At 69.8% G+C, this 15,415-nt stretch carries 14 protein-coding genes; 3 read left to right on the plus strand and 11 right to left on the minus strand.

The genetic code is table 11. From position 1 onward, the window contains the following. Positions 1-51: 51 nt before the first annotated feature. From rbfA to FLP10_RS02430, 8 genes are all read right to left on the minus strand, one after another. Positions 52-570, minus strand: coding sequence for a 30S ribosome-binding factor RbfA (rbfA, locus tag FLP10_RS02395; protein WP_149159416.1), 519 nt, complete (start codon positions 568-570; stop codon positions 52-54). Positions 571-629: 59 nt separating this feature from the next. Next, the gene (gene infB, locus FLP10_RS02400) at positions 630-3,449 is read right to left on the minus strand and encodes a translation initiation factor IF-2 (protein WP_149159417.1); all 2,820 of its coding nucleotides are present in this window, start codon (positions 3,447-3,449) and stop codon (positions 630-632) included. An 87-nt stretch (positions 3,450-3,536) separates the two neighbouring features. Further along, positions 3,537-3,782, minus strand: coding sequence for a YlxR family protein (locus tag FLP10_RS02405; RefSeq protein WP_149159418.1), 246 nt, complete (start codon positions 3,780-3,782; stop codon positions 3,537-3,539). A 64-nt stretch (positions 3,783-3,846) separates the two neighbouring features. Continuing rightward, positions 3,847-4,836: a transcription termination factor NusA gene (gene nusA / locus FLP10_RS02410; RefSeq protein ID WP_149159419.1), complete on the minus strand. Its 990-nt coding sequence runs from the start codon at positions 4,834-4,836 to the stop codon at positions 3,847-3,849. Between the two features lie 106 nt (positions 4,837-4,942). Then, complete coding sequence (locus tag FLP10_RS02415) at positions 4,943-6,715, minus strand: proline--tRNA ligase (protein ID WP_210418461.1); 1,773 nt, start codon at positions 6,713-6,715, stop codon at positions 4,943-4,945. Positions 6,716-6,771: 56 nt separating this feature from the next. Further along, positions 6,772-6,960, minus strand: a complete 189-nt coding sequence (locus FLP10_RS02420) for a hypothetical protein (RefSeq protein WP_149159420.1) — start codon at positions 6,958-6,960, stop codon at positions 6,772-6,774. Between the two features lie 86 nt (positions 6,961-7,046). After that, the gene (gene ispG, locus FLP10_RS02425; protein WP_210418462.1) at positions 7,047-8,198 is read right to left on the minus strand and encodes a flavodoxin-dependent (E)-4-hydroxy-3-methylbut-2-enyl-diphosphate synthase; all 1,152 of its coding nucleotides are present in this window, start codon (positions 8,196-8,198) and stop codon (positions 7,047-7,049) included. Between the two features lie 53 nt (positions 8,199-8,251). Next, positions 8,252-9,373 carry a LacI family DNA-binding transcriptional regulator gene (locus tag FLP10_RS02430; protein ID WP_342780554.1) on the minus strand — a complete coding sequence of 374 codons (1,122 nt, stop codon included), beginning with the start codon at positions 9,371-9,373 and terminating at the stop codon, positions 8,252-8,254. A 115-nt stretch (positions 9,374-9,488) separates the two neighbouring features. Here FLP10_RS02430 and FLP10_RS02435 point away from each other — a divergent pair, with 115 nt between their 5' ends. After that, positions 9,489-10,943 (plus strand): RICIN domain-containing protein, encoded by a 1,455-nt coding sequence (locus FLP10_RS02435; protein WP_149159422.1) that lies wholly within the window; start codon positions 9,489-9,491, stop codon positions 10,941-10,943. A 19-nt stretch (positions 10,944-10,962) separates the two neighbouring features. On the opposite strand, the gene FLP10_RS02440 is transcribed toward FLP10_RS02435, so the two are convergent. After that, the gene (locus FLP10_RS02440; protein ID WP_210418463.1) at positions 10,963-11,631 is read right to left on the minus strand and encodes a CoA transferase subunit B; all 669 of its coding nucleotides are present in this window, start codon (positions 11,629-11,631) and stop codon (positions 10,963-10,965) included. Between the two features lie 3 nt (positions 11,632-11,634). Further along, positions 11,635-12,417, minus strand: coding sequence for a CoA transferase subunit A (locus tag FLP10_RS02445; RefSeq protein ID WP_149159423.1), 783 nt, complete (start codon positions 12,415-12,417; stop codon positions 11,635-11,637). A 123-nt stretch (positions 12,418-12,540) separates the two neighbouring features. Here FLP10_RS02445 and FLP10_RS02450 point away from each other — a divergent pair, with 123 nt between their 5' ends. Continuing rightward, a complete protein-coding gene (locus FLP10_RS02450; RefSeq protein WP_149159424.1) occupies positions 12,541-13,725 on the plus strand; it encodes an acetyl-CoA C-acetyltransferase in 1,185 nt (394 codons plus the stop codon). A gap of 87 nt (positions 13,726-13,812) precedes the next feature. Next, positions 13,813-15,072: a low temperature requirement protein A gene (locus FLP10_RS02455; protein WP_212392675.1), complete on the plus strand. Its 1,260-nt coding sequence runs from the start codon at positions 13,813-13,815 to the stop codon at positions 15,070-15,072. Between the two features lie 16 nt (positions 15,073-15,088). Here FLP10_RS02455 and FLP10_RS02460 read toward each other — a convergent pair whose 3' ends face one another. Then, positions 15,089-15,388 carry an SHOCT domain-containing protein gene (locus FLP10_RS02460; RefSeq protein ID WP_149159425.1) on the minus strand — a complete coding sequence of 100 codons (300 nt, stop codon included), beginning with the start codon at positions 15,386-15,388 and terminating at the stop codon, positions 15,089-15,091. Between the last annotated feature and the right edge of the window lie 27 nt (positions 15,389-15,415).

A 15,415-nucleotide genomic window follows, 5' to 3' on the forward strand; every position in this document is an offset into this window, starting at 1 on the left:
ACGCCGACCGGCGTCAGCGACCGGCGTCAGCGGGCGCCGCCGGCCTCCGTGTCAGCGGGCGCCGCCGGCCTCCGCGTCATCGGCGAGGTCGGCTGCCTCGTCGTCGATCTCGTCCCAGTCGTCGGCGTCGTCCTCGGACTCGTCGTCGAGCTCGCGCGGCTTCACGTACGGGTCGGCCTCGCCGGCGTACTCGGCGTTCTCGGCGAGCGCCGTGGTCTCGGCGTCGCGTTCGCGCGCCTCGCGCAGCAGCGCCTCGATGTGCTCGGCGTTCTCGGGGATCGCGTCGGCGATGAACTCGAGGCTCGGGGTGATACGGGCCGTGATGTTGCGCCCCACCTCGGTGCGGAGCATCCCGGTGGCCGCCTTGAGCGCCGCCGCCGAGTCCTTCCGCTCCTCATCGGTGCCGTACACGGTGTAGAAGATGCTCGCATGCTGCAGGTCACCCGTGACCCGCACGTCGGTGATCGTCACGAACCCGAGTCGCGGATCGCGAAGGCCCTTGTCGAGCCGTCGGGCGACGATCTCCTTGATGCGATCGGCCAGCTTTCTGGCGCGCTGGGGATCAGCCATTGCAGTGCTCCTTCTCGGGGCGAGGTCGGGGGCGGCTCCGCCGCCCCCGACCGCTCCGACTACGCGCGAGGCTTCTCGCGCATCTCGATGGTCTCGATCTCGTCACCGACCTGGATGTCGTTGTACTTGCCGAGGCCGATGCCCGCCTCGAAGTCCGTGCGGACCTCGGTGACGTCGTCCTTGAACCGACGCAGCGACTCGATCGCCAGGTTGTCGCCGACCACGACGCCGTCGCGGATGACTCGTGCCTTCGCGTTGCGGGTGATGGTGCCCGACCGCACGATGACACCGGCGATGTTGCCGAACTTCGACGAGCGGAAGACCTCGCGGATCTCGGCGACACCCGACTGCACTTCTTCGAACTCGGGCTTGAGCATGCCCTTGAGCGAAGCCTCGATGTCGTCGATGGCGTTGTAGATGACCGAGTAGAAGCGCACGTCGACGCCCTCGCGGGCGGCGCGCTCGCGCGCCTTCACGTCGGGGCGCACGTTGAACCCGATGACGATCGCGTTGTCGATCGTCGCCAGGTCGATGTCGCTCTCGGTCACGGCACCCACACCGCGGTGCAGGATGCGCAGCTGAACCGAGTCGTCGACCTCGATCTTCATCAGCGACTCCTCGAGTGCCTCGACGGCACCCGACACGTCGCCCTTGATGATGAGGTTGAGCGCCTCGACCTTGCCCTCTTCGAGGGCACGCGTGAAGTCCTCGAGCGAGATCCGCTTGCGCGCCTTCGCGAGCTGGGCGTTGCGCTGCGCTGCCTCGCGCTTCTCGGCGATCTGGCGGGCCGTGCGGTCGTCCTCGGTGACGAGGAAGGTGTCGCCGGCGCGCGGCACGCTCGACAGGCCCTGCACCTGCACCGGACGCGACGGCGTCGCGGCCGTCACCGGGTCGCCGTTCTCGTCGGCCATCGCACGGACCCGGCCGTAGGCCGTGCCCGCGACGATCGCGTCGCCGACCTTCAGCGTGCCCGACTGGATGAGCACGGTCGCGACCGAGCCCCGACCCTTGTCGAGCTTCGCCTCGATCGCGACACCGCGGGCGTCCTTGTTCGGGTTCGCACGGAGGTCGAGCCCGGCGTCGGCCGTGAGGAGCACCGCGTCGAGCAGCTCCTGGATGCCGATGTTCTCGCGAGCCGAGACGTCGACGAACATGACGTCGCCACCGTACTCCTCGGCCACGAGGCCGAACTCGGTGAGCTGCTGGCGCACCTTGGCCGGGTTGGCGTCGGGCTTGTCGATCTTGTTCACCGCGACCACGATCGGCACGTTGGCCGACTGGGCGTGGTTCAACGCCTCGATCGTCTGCGGCATGATGCCGTCGTCGGCGGCCACCACGAGGATCGCGATGTCGGTGACCTGCGCACCACGGGCGCGCATGGCGGTGAACGCCTCGTGGCCCGGGGTGTCGATGAACGTGATCGCACGCTCGATGCCCTCGTGCTCGGTGTGCACCTGGTACGCACCGATGTGCTGGGTGATGCCACCGGCCTCGCCGGCGACGACGTTCGCGTTGCGGATGGCGTCGAGGAGGCGCGTCTTGCCGTGGTCGACGTGACCCATGACGGTGACGACCGGAGGACGCTGCTCGAGGTCTTCGTCGGTCTCGTCCTCGAGCTCCTGATCGAGGTCGATGTCGAAGCCCTCGAGGAGCTCGCGGTCCTCATCTTCAGGCGAGACGATCTGGATCTTGTAGCCGAGCTCTTCGCCGAGCACCTGGAACGTGGCCTCGTCGAGCGACTCGGTCGCGGTCGCCATCTCGCCGAGGTGGAAGAGCACCGTGACCAGCGAACCGGGGTTCGCGTCGATCTTGTCGGCGAAGTCGGAGATCGAGGCGCCGCGACGCAGTCGGATGACGGTGCCGCCATCGCCGCGGGGCACGCTCACGCCGCCGAGCGACGGAGCCTCCCGCATCTCGAACTCCTGCCGCTTCGTCCGCTTCGACTTGCGAGCCTTGCTCTTGCCGCCGCCGCGACCGAACGCACCGGCGGTACCACCACCGGGGCCACGACCACGACCGCCGCCGCCCGCGGGCCGCGGGCCGCCGAAGCCGCCACCCGGACGCGGAGCGCCGCCGACGCCACCGGCACCGCCGGGACGCGGACCGCCGAAGCCGCCGGGACGGCCCGCACCGGCACCGGCACCACCCGGGCGCTGGAAACCGCCCGGACGACCGGCACCGCCGGGACGACCTGCGCCACCCGGACGCGGTGCGCCGGGGCGCGGCGAACCGGGACGAGGCGCCTGCGGCCGCGGGATGTTGCCGGGGCTCGGGCGCTGACCCATGCCCTGCGAGCTCGAGAACGGGTTGTTCCCCGGACGCGGGGCCGCCGGGCGCTGACCCATGCCCTGCGAGCTCGAGAACGGGTTGTTGCCGGGGCGCGGAGCACCGGGCTTCGGGCCCGCCGCGGGACGCGGAGCGTTCGGCTTCGGCGACGCGGCAGCCGGTGCGGTCGGGACATCTGTCGGTGCGGTGGTCTCGGTCGACCGCTCAGCAGCCTGCTCTGCCGCCTTCTCGGCGGCCTTCTCTGCCAGCGCCTTCTCGGCCTGCGCCTGGCGCTCGGCGACGGACATCGGCGCGTCGGCGACCGGCGCGGCCGGAGCCGCCTCGGCGGCCGGCGCGGCCGGTGGCTTGGGGCCGGGCTTCGGCCCCGGCTTGGCCGACGCCTTCGGTGCTGCGGCGGGCGCAGCAGCCGCGGCCGCCGTGTTGGCGGCGCCGTCGGCCTCGAGCGCGGCCTTCAGCCGACGGGCGACGGGCGGCTCGATCGACGACGACGGGCCCTTGACGTATTCGCCCATCTGCTTGAGCTTCTCGAGCGCGACCTTGCTGTCGACTCCGAGCTCGGACGCGATCTCGTGTACGCGTGGTTTGGCAGCCACTTCTCTCCTGTTCCGGGCCTGCACCCGGACAGGGGCAGACCATAGTTAACGGACGGGTCTCATTTCGAGCCGCTCATTAGTTGTCCATTAGCCGTTCAGCCTGTTCTCTAGTTCGCTGGTGTCCAGCATTCCGCCCACCCGCAGTGCGCGCCCGAAAGCACGTCGCCGCTCAGCGAGTCGGAAGCAGTCCAGCGTCGGGTGCAGCCACGCGCCTCGCCCCGGACGCACCGCCGCCACGTCTGCGACGAGATGGGAATCCTGGGCGACGACCCTCAGAAGTGAGGATCGCGGGGCACGCGCTCGGCAACCGATGCACGTTCTGACGGGTTCCATCGTACACCTCCGTGATGCGCGGACCCGCCGGGATGCCTCGCCGACGGCCGCGCACCACCGCCGATTACTCGGCGGAATCGGGTTGGATGTCGATCTTCGCGCCCGTGAGCTTGGCGGCGAGGCGCGCGTTCTGCCCCTCCTTGCCGATCGCGAGCGACAACTGGTAGTCGGGCACGAGTGCGCGGACCGCCTTCACCGACTCGTCGACCACGAACGCGTTCGTCACCTTCGCCGGCGACAGCGCCGACGCGACGAACGTGGCGAGGTCGTCCGACCAGTCGACGATATCGATCTTCTCGTTGCCGAGCTCAGCGGTCACCGCGCGCACGCGCTGACCGAGCTCGCCGATGCACGCACCCTTGGCATTCACGCCCGGCTGGTTGGCGCGTACCGCGATCTTCGTGCGGTGCCCCGCCTCGCGGGCGAGTGAGACGATCTCGACGACGCCCGACGCGATCTCGGGCACCTCGAGCGCGAACAGCTTGCGCACCAGCGCCGGGTGCGTGCGGGAGACGGTGATCGACGGGCCCTTCAGCCCCTTCGCCACGCTCGTCACGTACACGCGGATGCGCTGACCGTGCGGGTACTCCTCGCCGGGCACCTGCTCTTCGGGCGGCAGGATCGCCTCGACCGTGCCGAGGTCGATGTGCACCATCCGCGGGTTCGGACCCTGCTGGATGACCCCTGCGACGATGTCGCCCTCGCGCCCGCGGAACTCGCCCAGCACCGCATCGTCGGCGATGTCGCGCAACCGCTGATTGATGACCTGCTTCGCGGCGAACGCCGCGATTCGGCCGAAGTCGCTCGGCGAGTCCTCGGCTTCGCCGATGACATTGCCCTCATCGTCGAACTCGGACACGTAGATCGAGACGTGGCCGGTCTTGCGGTCGAGATGCGCGCGAGCGTTGTTCGGGTTCTGATGCCCGTGCTGCGCGGGGTTCGTGTGCTTCAGGTAGGCCATCAAGATCGCCTGCTCGATGATCTGCACCAGTTCGTCGAACGGGATCTCCTTCTCGCGCTCCATCATGCGGAGCACGCTGAGGTCGATATCCATTGCCGGCCTCCTCTATTCAGCTCTCATGCCGCATCCCCTCGCTGCGGACCTCACTACGTTACCGGATGACTCGACCCGAGTCATCCGCGATGCCCTGCTGCTCGTCTCAGGCCGTGAGCGCGTCCGCGACCTCGCTGATCGCGACCGGGGTGCGCTCGCCCGTCGCGCGATCCCACAGCTCGACCACGCCCTCGGCGACGCCGCGGCCGGCGATCACGATCTTCGGGATGCCGAGCAGCTCGGCATCGGCGAACTTCACGCCCGGCGACAGTTTGGGGCGGTCGTCGTAGAGCACGTCGAGGCCCGCGGCCTCGAGCGAGGCGACGACCTGCTCGGCGGCGTCGAACGCGGCCTGGTCTTTGCCCGTGGCCAGCACGTGCACGTCGAAGGGCGCGACCGACGCCGGCCAGATGAGGCCCTTGTCGTCGTTGTGCAGCTCGGCGATGATCGCGAGGATGCGGGTCACGCCGATGCCGTACGAGCCCATCGTGACGGTCGCGAGCTTGCCGTTCTCGTCGAGCACCTTGAGCCCGAGCGCCTCGGCGTACTTGCGGCCGAGCTGGAAGACGTGCCCGATCTCCATGCCGCGTGCGAGCTCGACCGGGCCCGACCCGTCGGGTGCGGGGTCGCCGGCGCGCACGTTCGCGGCCTCGACGGTGCCGTCGGCGACGAAGTCGCGGCCCGCGACGAGGCCGAAGACGTGCTTCTGGTCGAGGTTCGCGCCGGTGATCCACTCGGTGCCGTCGACCACGCGCGGGTCGAGGAAGTAGGGGATGCCGGTCGAGGACTCTGCGCCGAGCACCGCGCCGTCACCGGTGGGCGACCACGGGCCGATGTAGCCCTTCACGAGTCCAGGACGCGTCGCGAAGTCGGCCTCGGTGGCCGCCTCGACCTCGGCCGGCGCGAACGCGACCTCGACGCGCTTCTGGTCGATCTCGCGGTCGCCGGGGATGCCGACGACGACGACCTCGCGAGAGCCGTCGAGGTGGGTCAGCGCCAGCACGACGTTCTTCAGCGTGTCGGCGGCCGTCCACGCGCGCCCATCGGGGCGGGGGTACTCGGCGTTCGCGAGGTCGACGAGGGTCTGGATCGTCGGCGTGTTCGGCGAGTCGAGCACGACCGGCTCGGGCAGCTCGTCGAACGGCACGGGCGAGGGCGCGACCGTGGTGAACGCCTCGACGTTCGCGGCGTACCCGCCCGCCGAACGCACGAAGGTGTCTTCGCCGACGGGGGTCGGGTGCAGGAACTCCTCGGACTTCGACCCGCCCATGGCGCCAGCGTCGGCCTGGACGATGACGTAGTCGAGGCCGAGCCGCGCGAAGATGCGCTCGTACGCGTCGCGCTGCGCCTGGTAGCTCGCGTCGAGGCCGGCGTCGGACACGTCGAACGAGTACGCGTCCTTCATGGTGAACTCGCGACCGCGCAGCAGGCCCGCGCGCGGACGCGCCTCGTCGCGGTACTTGTCCTGGATCTGGTAGATCGTCAGGGGTAGGTCTTTGTAGGACGAATAGAGGTCTTTCACGAGGAGGGTGAAGGCCTCTTCGTGCGTCGGCGCGAGCAGGTAGTCGGCGCCTTTTCGGTCGTGCAGGCGGAACAGCGCGTCACCGTACTCGGTCCAGCGGTTGGTCACCTCGTAGGGCTCGCGCGGCAGCAGCGCCGGGAAGTGCACCTCGTGCGCGCCCGCACGCTCCATCTCTTCGCGGATGACGCGTTCGATCTTGCCCTTCACGCGCAGGCCGAGCGGCAGCCACGCGAAGATGCCGGGCGCCTGCCGGCGGATGTAGCCGGCGCGCACGAGCAGGCGGTGGCTCGTGACCTCGGCGTCGGCCGGGTCTTCGCGAAGGGTGCGGAGGAAGAAGTTCGTCAGGCGAGTGGGCACCCGATGATTCTATTCAGGCCGGATGCCTCGCCTCACGCGGACCGCCTTCGACGTGGTCAGTCGCCGTCGACGTCTTCTTCGTCCTGCATCGCGAAGTCGTCGATCTCGGCCTCGATCCGTTGCCCGTCGCCGTCGCCGCCACCCGCCGAGCCGTCGGCCTCGTCCGTGCCCTCGTGCAGCGTGCCCGCGCCGTCGGGGTACCCCGCCTCGTCGGGGTACTCGAACTGCGAACCGTCTCCGCTCATCGCGGCCCCCTCCCGGTCGACGGATGCCCCGTGGCATCCACCTGCACCCGACCGTACGCCTCGACCGGTGCGCCCGCAGCCCCGGTTCAGGCGGTGACGACCGTGGGAGAGCCGACGGGCGCGTCGCCCCCCATCTCATCGGCGATGCGATTGGCCTCGGCGATGAGCGTCTCGACGATCTCGGCCTCGGGCACGGTCTTGATGACCTCGCCCTTCACGAAGATCTGGCCCTTGCCGTTGCCGCTCGCGACGCCGAGGTCGGCCTCGCGCGCCTCGCCGGGGCCGTTCACGACACAGCCCATGACGGCGACGCGAAGCGGCACGCTCATGCCCTCGAGACCGGCGGTCACGTCGTTCGCGAGCTTGTACACGTCGACCTGCGCGCGCCCGCAGGAGGGGCACGATACGATCTCGAGCTTGCGCTCGCGCAGGTTCAGCGACTGCAGGATCTGCAGCCCCACCTTCACCTCTTCGACCGGCGGTGCGCTGAGCGAGACGCGAATGGTGTCGCCGATGCCCTCGCCCAGCAGGATCCCGAACGCGGTCGCCGACTTGATCGTGCCCTGGAACGCGGGGCCGGCCTCGGTGACGCCGAGGTGCAGCGGCCAGTCGCCGCGTTCGGCGAGCAGGCGGTAGGCCTTCACCATGACGATGGGGTCGTTGTGCTTCACCGAGATCTTGAAGTCGTGGAAGTCGTGCTCTTCGAACAGGCTCGCCTCCCACACGGCCGATTCGACGAGCGCCTCGGGCGTCGCCTTGCCGTACTTCTGCAGCAGGCGCGGGTCGAGCGAGCCCGCGTTCACGCCGATGCGCAGCGACACGCCCGCCTCCTTCGCGCGCCGGGCGATCTCACCGACCTGGTCGTCGAACTTGCGGATGTTGCCCGGGTTGACGCGCACCGCGGCGCAGCCGGCGTCGATCGCGGCGAACACGTAGTTCGGCTGGAAGTGGATGTCGGCGATGACCGGGATCTGGCTCTTCTTCGCGATGATCGGCAGCGCCTCGGCGTCGTCGCGGCTCGGCACCGCGACGCGCACGATGTCGCAACCCGACGCGGTGAGCTCGGCGATCTGCTGCAGCGTCGCGTTGATGTTCGTCGTCGGCGTCGTGGTCATCGACTGCACGCTGACCTGGGCGTCGCCGCCCACGAGCACCTTGCCCACCTTGATCTGGCGCGACTTGCGCCGAGGGGCCAGGGTTTCGGGGACCTTCGGAAGACCGAGATTCACTGCAGGCACGGATCGAGTCTACTTCCGCGCGGGTGGGCGAGGGTTGGGACGGGGCCTCGCCGTCACGCGAGCGAGGACTCCCTCAGCCGGATGTCGGGAATCAGCTCGACGCGCAGCACCGGTCGACGGCTCTGCTCGAGACGTGCGACCAGCGTCTCCACGGCGAGGCGGCCGACCTCCTGCTTGGGCGGAGCGAGTGCCGTGATCGGGGGGTGCCCGCTGTCGGCGACCTCGTCGTCGTACGCCACGATGGCCAAGTCCTCGGGCAGATGCCAGCCGAGTTCGAGCGCGCGCTGCTGCACGAGCAGCGCATGCGGGTCGGCGTGGATCAGCATCCCCGTGCAGACACGGGAGCGCACCTCCTCGAGCAGTGCATCGATGCCCACGAACGCCTCAGCGAACCCGACGCTCTCCTCGAGCTCGAGATCGACCACGTTCTCCATGCCGAGGTCGGCGACGGTCGCTCGCCAGCCCTGACGCAAGTGCCTGGACGTCGGGGAACGACGCGACGTCATCAGTCCCACTCGAACATGGCCGCGGGCCGCGAGATGGCGCGCCGCGAGGCTCGCCCCGACGGAGTGATCGGTGCGCACGCAGTCGAGTTCGAGGAAGCTCAGCCCCGACGGCACCCGCCGCTCCGTCAGCACGACCGGGAGTGGAAGCCGACCGAGCCATTCGAGCAGCGCATACCCCTCGGGCCCCTCGGTATCCGGAGCGACGATCAGCCCGTGCACCTGTGTGCGCTCCAGCAGCGAGACGATCTGGCGGCGCTGATCCTCGATGGAATAGCTCGCGCCCCGAAGGACGAGCTGGACACCGAGCTCTGCGGCCGCCGATCGAGCACCCAGCGTCACCTGCGGCCAGTAGTAGCTCAGCGACGGCACGACCATCGCAATGCGATACCGCGACGGCGTGACCGAGGCCGCGCCGCGCGGCACCGTCGTGTCCAGCTCGCTGCGGAGCACCGCACCGCCATGCACGCGGGTCACGAGGGCGCGATCGGCGAGCACGCCGATGTCACGGCGGACCGTGAGCTCGGACACCCCCAGCTCGACGGCCAGTTCGGCTACACGGACGGCGCCCCTGCGGCGTACTTCAGCGAGGATCCGCTCTCGGCGTTCGATGCCGAATGACGTCATCGCCGCTCGCGCGGAAGGCTCGCCAGACGTCGGAGACGACTTCATCGGCGCACTCCTGTTCGAACTCGTTCGATTCGGATTGATCGCGATCGAGAACGTACCACGCCGTTGCCCCCCGGAGTAGGTTCACTCGCGCCGGATGAGTCAAAGGAGATTCCACATGAGCACTGCTGTACGGCGAGACCCGACTCGCAGGCGAACCATCGCCTCGTTCATCCTGACGGCCGTCTTGGCCGGCGGCCTGGCGCTGAACTCCGCCACGGCCGAGCCGGCCGAAGCGGCTGTCGTCTCGATCGCGAATGCGACCCAGTTCACCGACACGGCGGGCAGCCCCGTGCACGCCCACGGCGGCGGAGTGGTGAAGTCGGGCTCGTACTACTACTGGGTCGGCGAGAATCGGCACAACGACAACAAGTTCCGGTACGTGAGCTGCTATCGCTCCACGGATCTGAAGAACTGGGCGTTCGTGAGCAATATCCTCAGCCAGAGCAGCGCGAGCGAACTGCAGTCGGCCAACATCGAACGTCCGAAGTTGATGTACAACGCCTCGACGGACCGCTACGTGCTCTGGATGCACAAGGAGAACGGCACCAACTACAGCGAGGCGCGCGCCGCCGTGGCCGTATCGAACACCAACGCGCCGTGCGGCAGCTACACGTACCGCGGAAGCTTCCGGCCGCTCGATCACATGTCGCGCGACATCGGCGTCTTCGTCGACACCGACGGCGCGGGCTACATGTACTCCGCAGCTCGCGAGAACTACGACCTGCACATCTACCGGCTGACAGCCGACTACACGGGCATCGCGTCCCTCGTGGCCAACCCGTGGCCCGGCGGCCACCGCGAGGCGCCCGCCCTGTTCAAGCGCGGAAGCGTCTACTTCATGCTGACCTCCGGTGCCACCGGCTGGAGCCCGAACCAGCAGCAGTACGCGACGGCGTCCAGCCTCGCCGGGCCGTGGACGGCGATGAAGAACGTGGGCGACTCGACGGCGTACGGCTCGCAGACGACGTTCGTGCTGCCGGTGCAGGGCAGCTCGGGAACCAGCTATCTGTACATGGGCGACCGCTGGGGCGACTCGATCGGATCGAACGTGAACGGCTCCAAGTACGTATGGGCGCCGATCACGTTCTCGAACTCGACGACGATGAGCTTCAGCTACTTCGCGGAGCTGCAGATCGACACGGCCGCAGGGACCATCTCGGGTCAGGGCGGCTCGTACCAGACCGTGAAGGCACGTCACTCGGGCAAGTGCGCCGACATCACCTCGGCATCGGGTGCCACCGGTGCGCAGTTGAAGCAATGGGGCTGCAACGGCGGATCCAACCAGGCGTTCTGGTTCAAGGACGCCGGCGGCGGATACGTCAACCTGGTCGCACGACACAGCAACCTGTGCCTGCAGGAGAACGCCTCCACGGTGACGCAGGAGAACTGCGGTACGGGTACGAACCAGCAGTGGCAGGTGCAGACCTCGGGGTCGTACGTCCAGATCCAGTCGCGCGCCACCGGCGAATGCCTCGACGTGAACGGGGCGTCGACCGCCGACGGTGCGGCGATCATCACCTACACGTGCAACGGAGCCACCAATCAGCAGTGGACTCGAACCGCGACGTGACCGTCGCGAACCCGCGATATCAGGGTCCCCCGCCGGTTCGGCGGGGGACCCCGTCGTCGACCCCCACGAACGGCGGCTCGGTGGCGGCGACGACCTCGTCGATCGTGACGCCGGGAGCGATCTCGACGAGCACCAACCCGTCGGGCGTCACGTCGATGACCGCGAGGTCGGTGATGATGCGGTCGACGACGCGTCTGCCGGTGAGCGGCAGCGAGCACTCGTCGACGATCTTCGGCGAACCGTCGCGCGCCACGTGCTCCATGAGCACGATGCGTCGGCGGGCGCCGTGCACGAGGTCCATCGCGCCGCCCGGGCCCTTCACCATCTTGCCGGGGATCATCCAGTTCGCCAGGTCGCCGCGGGCCGACACCTGCATGGCGCCGAGGATGGCCGCGTCGACCTTGCCGCCGCGGATCATGCCGAAGCTCGTCGCCGAGTCGAAGAATGCGGCGCCCGGCAGCACCGTCACGGTCTCCTTGCCCGCGTTGATGAGGTCGGGATCGACTTCGTCCTCGGTCGGGTAGGGCCCGACTCCGAGGATGCCGTTCTCGCTCTGCAGCACGACCGTGACACCGTCGGGAACGTAGTTCGGCACGAGGGTGGGCAACCCGATGCCGAGGTTCACATACGCGCCGTCGGGCAACTCCTTCGCAGCGCGCGCCGCCATCTCGAGTCTCGTGAGCGCCATCGCTCAGCCCTCCGTTCCCTCGGAGCGGACGGTGCGCCGCTCGATGCGCTTCTCGATGTCCGTGCCGACCTCGACGACGCGGTCGACGAAGATGCCGGGCAGATGCACGGCGTCGGGGTCGAGCTCGCCGGGTTGGACGAGTTCCTCCACCTGGGCGATGCAGATGCGCCCGGCCATCGCGCAGAGGGGCGAGAAGTTGCGGGCCGAACGGTCGAACACGAGGTTGCCATGCCGGTCGCCCCGAAGCGCGTGCACGAGCGCGTAGTCGGTCGTGATGGCCGCTTCGAGCACGAACTCGTGCGCTTCGCCGCGCACGGTGAACGTCTCGACGTGCTTGGGCTGCGACGCGACCGCGACGCTGCCGTCGGGCGCGTACCGCTGCGGCAGCCCGCCCTCGGCGACCTGGGTGCCGACGCCCGTCTGCGTGTAGAACGCGGCGATGCCGCTGCCGCCGGCGCGCAGCTTCTCGGCGAGGGTGCCCTGGGGGGTGAGCTCGAGCTCGAGCTCGCCCGAGAGATACTGCCGCTCGAACTCCTTGTTCTCGCCGACGTACGACGAGGTCATCTTGCGGATGCGACCGGCCGCCAGCAGCACGCCCAAGCCCCAGTCGTCGACACCGCAGTTGTTCGACACCACCGACAGGTCGCCCACGCCGCGCTCCAGGAGCGCGTCGATGAGCACCATCGGGATGCCGCAGAGCCCGAATCCGCCGACGGCGAGCGTGGCGCCGTCGGGGATGTCCGCCACCGCCGCCGCAGCGGACTCGACGGTCTTGTCCATCGTCATGTCGTCGACCTCCTCGTCATCGACCGACCCCGGGACTTCGTCGGCCCGGTGAATCGCTCCTAACCGAATCGTAGGATGGATCCGACGCGCAACCCAGCCGCAGACGACGAAGGAGTCCTCCCCATGTCCCAGCCCGAAGCCGTGATCCTCGCCGGCGCCCGCACGCCGTTCGGCCGCATTTCCGGAAACCTCGCGAAGCTGGGCGCGGTCGAACTCGGCACGATCGCGATCCGCGGTGCACTCGAGCGAGCCGGTGTCTCCCCCGACGACGTCGATCAGGTGATCATGGGCCAGGTGCTGCAGGCCGGCGCCGGGCAGAATCCGGCCAAGCAGTCGGCGGTCGCCGCGGGCATCCCGTGGCGGGTTCCGGCGATCACGCTGAACAAGGTGTGCCTGTCGGGCCTGGTCGCGATCACGGATGCCGCGCGGCTCATCCGGCTCGGCGAGGCCGACGTGGTGGTCGCGGGCGGCCAGGAGTCGATGACGAACGCCCCGCACCTGCTGCCCGGCTCGCGCGCCGGCAAGGCGTACGGCTCGTGGGAGCTGCGCGACCACGCGGCGTACGACGGGCTGACCGACGCGTTCGACCAGGACTCGATGGGCGCGTCGACCGAGCGGTTCAACTCCCGCTACGGCCTCACCCGGGCAGAACAGGACGAGATCGCCGCCGCCTCGCACGTGCGCGCGGGTCGTGCGCAGGCCGAGGGCCGGTTCGCCGACGAGATCGTGTCCGTCCAGATCCCGCAGCGCAAGGGCGACCCGGTCGTCGTCGACGCCGACCAGGGCGTGCGGCCCGACTCCTCGGTCGAGACGCTGGCGGGCCTGCGCCCGGCGTTCGATGCCTCCGGCACCATCACCGCAGGCAATTCGTCGCCGCTCTCCGACGGCGCCGCCGCGGTCGTCGTGGCCCGCCGTGACTGGGCGGAAGAGCGCGGGCTGGCGTGGCTGGCCGTGGTCGGTGCATCCGGCCAGGTCGCGGGGCCCGACAATTCGCTGCACTCCCAGCCGTCGAACGCGATCGCGGCTGCCCTCGACCGCGCCGGTTGGCAGGCCGGCGACCTCGACCTCGTCGAGATCAACGAGGCGTTCGCCGCGGTCTCGCTGCAGTCGATGCGCGACCTCGAACTCGACCCCGAGCGGGTCAACGTCGACGGCGGCGCGATCGCCCTGGGGCATCCGATCGGCGCGTCCGGCGCGCGGCTCGCGCTGCACGCGGCGCTCGAACTCGCCCGGCGCGGCCAGGGCCGTGCCGCGGTCGCGCTGTGCGGGGGCGGCGGCCAGGGCGAGGCGCTGCTGCTGTCGCGGTGAGCGGATGTCGCGGCATCCGCTGAGCACTGCGGATGCCGCGCATTTCGACGCGATCGGATGCCGCGCGGGCGGTGGCAGGATGTGCGCATGACCGAGGCGCACCCGCCGCAGCACCATCGGCCGCGGCGCATGTCGGGCCGTGACCCGAGCGAGCCGCACCGCGCGTCGACCCCGCTCGAACTGCTCTTCGACCTGACCTTCGTGGTCGCGTTCAGCCAGGTCGGAACACAGGCGGCGCACCTGCTCGAGCTCGGGCACTGGGCGCCCGCGGTCGGCGCCTTCTCGTTCGCCGTGTTCGCGATCGCCTGGGCGTGGATCAACTACTCGTGGCTCGCGTCGGCGTACGACAACGACGACGTCTGGTTCCGGCTCGCCACCATGCTGGCGATGGTGGGCGTGCTCGTGCTGGCCCTCGGCATCCCGCCGCTGTTCGCGTCGATCGACGCGGGCGTGCACGTCGACAACGGGCTCGTCGTCGCCGGCTACGTGATCATGCGCACGGCGACCATCGCCCTCTGGCTGCGGGTCGCGCACGACGATCCGGCGCACCGCGCGACGGCACTGACCTACGCCGCGGTGTACGGCGCGGCGCAGGTCGGCTGGGTGGTGCTCGCGATCGTCAACCTGCCCTTCGCACCGACGCTGGCGTTCGCGGTGTCGCTCATGGTCGTCGAGCTGGTGGGCACCGCGGTGGCCGAGCGTCGCGGCGCGACCCCGTGGCATCCGCACCACATCGCCGAGCGGTACGGACTGCTGGTGATCATCACCCTCGGCGAGATCGTGCTCGGCACGATCCTCGCGATCTCGGCCGTCGTCGAGGAGGAGGGCTGGAGCCTCGACGCGATCCTCGTCGCGTTCGGCGGCACCCTGCTGGTGTTCGGCCTGTGGTGGGTGTACTTCATGATGCCGTCGGGCACGGTGCTCGCCCGACGGCACCGCCTCGGGTTCACCTGGTCGGCGTTCGTGTGGGGCTACGGGCACTTCGTGATCTTCGGCGCGATCGCCGCGACGGGCGCCGGCCTGCACGTCGCCGCGAACTCGATCGAGGGGCTCGCGCACATCAGCGCGACCGCGGCGCTGCTCACCGTGGTGCTCCCGGTGGCGGTGTTCATCGGGGCGCTGTTCACGCTCCACTCGGTGCTGCTGCGGCAGTTCGATCCGTTCCAGCTGCTGCTGTTCGCGCTCGCGATCCTCGTGCTCGGCGCCGCGGTCGTCGCCGTGTCCGCCGGGCTCAGTCTCGCCGAGGGCATCGCTATCACGGCCTGCTCGCCGGTCGTCGTCGTGATCGGCTTCGAGTGGGTCGGATACCGCCATCAGGCGAGGGCGCTCGCGCGCGCCCTCGCCTGACCCGCGACGGTTCGCCTCAGCCGTTCGGGCGGTTCGCGCGCAGCACCTCGAGCCGCGCCCGGTACTCCTGCTCGTCGATGTCGCCCTGCGCGAAACGCTCGGCGAGGGTCTGCTCGGCGTTGCGGCCGCGCGCCCACGGTGGCCCGTATGTGCCGTCCGCCGCCCACGCCGCGCGCCGCCAGCGGCGCCCGAGGAGGCTGAACAGCAGCACGAACACGAGGATCCAGAACAGTGGAATGAGCAAGAACACCCACCCGAATCCTGCGGCCCACGGCCCGGCATGGGCCGCGGCGAGGGCGGTGATGGTGGTCAGCATGGGGTTCGCCTTTCGTCGTGCGACCCG

The organism is Agromyces intestinalis (assembly GCF_008365295.1).
In the GTDB taxonomy this organism is placed as follows: domain Bacteria; phylum Actinomycetota; class Actinomycetes; order Actinomycetales; family Microbacteriaceae; genus Agromyces; species Agromyces intestinalis.

What these genes read in the sequence shown, in the direction of transcription:
- rbfA (WP_149159416.1), bottom strand. Translation starts at nt 570, where the DNA reads ATGGCTGATCCCCAGCGCGCCAGAAAGCTGGCCGATCGCATCAAGGAG.
- FLP10_RS02405 (WP_149159418.1), bottom strand. Translation starts at nt 3,782, where the DNA reads ATGGAACCCGTCAGAACGTGCATCGGTTGCCGAGCGCGTGCCCCGCGA.
- nusA (WP_149159419.1), bottom strand. Translation starts at nt 4,836, where the DNA reads ATGGATATCGACCTCAGCGTGCTCCGCATGATGGAGCGCGAGAAGGAG.
- FLP10_RS02420 (WP_149159420.1), bottom strand. Translation starts at nt 6,960, where the DNA reads ATGAGCGGAGACGGTTCGCAGTTCGAGTACCCCGACGAGGCGGGGTAC.
- FLP10_RS02430 (WP_342780554.1), bottom strand. Translation starts at nt 9,373, where the DNA reads ATGAAGTCGTCTCCGACGTCTGGCGAGCCTTCCGCGCGAGCGGCGATG.
- FLP10_RS02435 (WP_149159422.1), top strand. Translation starts at nt 9,489, where the DNA reads ATGAGCACTGCTGTACGGCGAGACCCGACTCGCAGGCGAACCATCGCC.
- FLP10_RS02440 (WP_210418463.1), bottom strand. Translation starts at nt 11,631, where the DNA reads ATGGCGCTCACGAGACTCGAGATGGCGGCGCGCGCTGCGAAGGAGTTG.
- FLP10_RS02445 (WP_149159423.1), bottom strand. Translation starts at nt 12,417, where the DNA reads ATGACGATGGACAAGACCGTCGAGTCCGCTGCGGCGGCGGTGGCGGAC.
- FLP10_RS02450 (WP_149159424.1), top strand. Translation starts at nt 12,541, where the DNA reads ATGTCCCAGCCCGAAGCCGTGATCCTCGCCGGCGCCCGCACGCCGTTC.
- FLP10_RS02455 (WP_212392675.1), top strand. Translation starts at nt 13,813, where the DNA reads ATGACCGAGGCGCACCCGCCGCAGCACCATCGGCCGCGGCGCATGTCG.
- FLP10_RS02460 (WP_149159425.1), bottom strand. Translation starts at nt 15,388, where the DNA reads ATGCTGACCACCATCACCGCCCTCGCCGCGGCCCATGCCGGGCCGTGG.